At 61.6% G+C, this 1,539-nt stretch carries 1 protein-coding gene and 1 pseudogene; one reads left to right on the top strand and one right to left on the bottom strand.

Going from position 1 to position 1,539, the window contains the following annotated elements; translation table 11 throughout:
• Window positions 1–806: pseudogene (locus H261_RS22795) on the bottom strand (response regulator); the annotation flags it as partial.
• A gap of 230 nt (window positions 807–1,036) precedes the next feature.
• On the opposite strand from H261_RS22795, the gene H261_RS22790 reads away from it, so the two are divergent.
• Window positions 1,037–1,444 carry a helix-turn-helix transcriptional regulator gene (locus tag H261_RS22790; protein ID WP_008622689.1) on the top strand — a complete coding sequence of 136 codons (408 nt, stop codon included), beginning with the start codon at window positions 1,037–1,039 and terminating at the stop codon, window positions 1,442–1,444.
• The last annotated feature ends 95 nt before the right edge of the window (window positions 1,445–1,539 follow it).

The raw sequence follows: 1,539 nt of genomic DNA, 5'->3' as shown, positions 1-1,539 counted from the left end.
GCTTTGTTCAAGTCCACCAGGGTGACGAGGTTCACCAGCCTATCTGCCGCCTCCATGATCTCTGCGCGCACGACCTTGCGCGTCCGTTCATCATCGGTGGCATGCAGGGCTTCCTTCAGATGCTCGATTCTGGCGGCGATTTCGCTCACGCCATTGAAGATAATGGATGCCTGGGAATTGGGATCCTCCCCCACGACGGCCGGCGCATGCGGTCGGCGCGGGGCCAGGCCCAGCTCCCCGGAATGGCCCGCGGCGGCAAGCTTGCGGGGGGCCGGAGACGGAGACGGAGACGGCGATTGCGTCGCGCAGTCCTGGCGGTCGGCAGCGCGACGGAACGGCCCTTCGTAAAGGCCCGGAGCGGGATTGCGGCGGCAAGGCCCCCGAAAGGTCGGGTTGGCGATGAACTCGCGCTTTTCATTCAAGGCGCGATTGACGTTTTTCAGTATGCTGCGCGTGCTGATGGGCAGGGTCATGACGCAATTGGCCCCGGAATTGCGCATCATGGACAGATTGCCGACATCCATGTGACTGATGACGCAAATCATCGGCCCGGTCACGACGCCTTCGGGGGTTTCCATTCTGATGCGCCGAATCATGTCGAGCGGTTCGTCGATATCGGTACCGGCGCAAACGATCAGGTCATAGATGCCGGAAGCGGCGAACTTAATCGCTTCGGTCAGGATGCCCGACTTCAAAACGTCGGCAAATCCAATCTGATGCAAGGATGTCGCGATCAAGCTGCAAAGCGAATCGTCCGAGGCCACGACCATGCATGCCTTGCCTAAGAAGGAGGTATTCAATGACATTCCACGATCCTTGGCCCCACGCGCGCTCCGCATCTCAGGAAATAAAGAACCAGCCGATGAAAACGGAAAAAGCCATTCCGTGCTAGCCTGTATCCGATAAATAGGCATTGAAGCATGGTTATGGCCGGGTTATCAAACCCCTTGCGAATTGAAGGGGGCATACGGCAACCTTAACGCCTGGGGCCGAGGCTTACGCCAAGTCCGGTATTCGGCCAAGACAGGAGACAAGGATGGGCACGGAAAAGGGGGTGCCTTCACCGGAAACGGACAGTGCGCGGGACGCCAAGATGGCGGAAATTCTCGAAAAGATGCGCGTCCTGCTGACCGGGGAGCAGCCGCAGGCGGCACCGCGCGCGCCCGATCCGAAGTCCACCCCCGTTGCCGAGCCCCCAAAGCCCTGCGCCCCCGCCGCCGTGAGCGATCGGGATCAGTTCCCCCACACGGTGGCGGACCGGTTGATGGCCGGGCAAAGCCCGGTCCAAGTCTATCGCGAATACCGCGGCATGACCCGCGAGTCCCTGGCTCGGACGGCGGGAATCAGCCTCGAAACGCTGGCCGCCCTGGAAGCCGGGTTTGACATGATCGTGCTGCGCAAGATCGCCGAAGCCCTGAAGATCAATGTCCGGCGGCTGCTTTAGCGTCGGGCCTCAAATGTGAGGCACGACGCTCAGGCGAGCATTGAGCGAGCGGCCAAGCGGCTGGAGGGCCGCGCTCAGGCAGAGGGACGGACACT

The organism is Paramagnetospirillum caucaseum, assembly GCF_000342045.1.
GTDB classification, from domain to species: Bacteria; Pseudomonadota; Alphaproteobacteria; order Rhodospirillales; family Magnetospirillaceae; genus Phaeospirillum; species Phaeospirillum caucaseum.
Note: the sequence above shows the minus strand (reverse complement) of the source record. Positions and strands in the feature narration are given on the sequence as shown.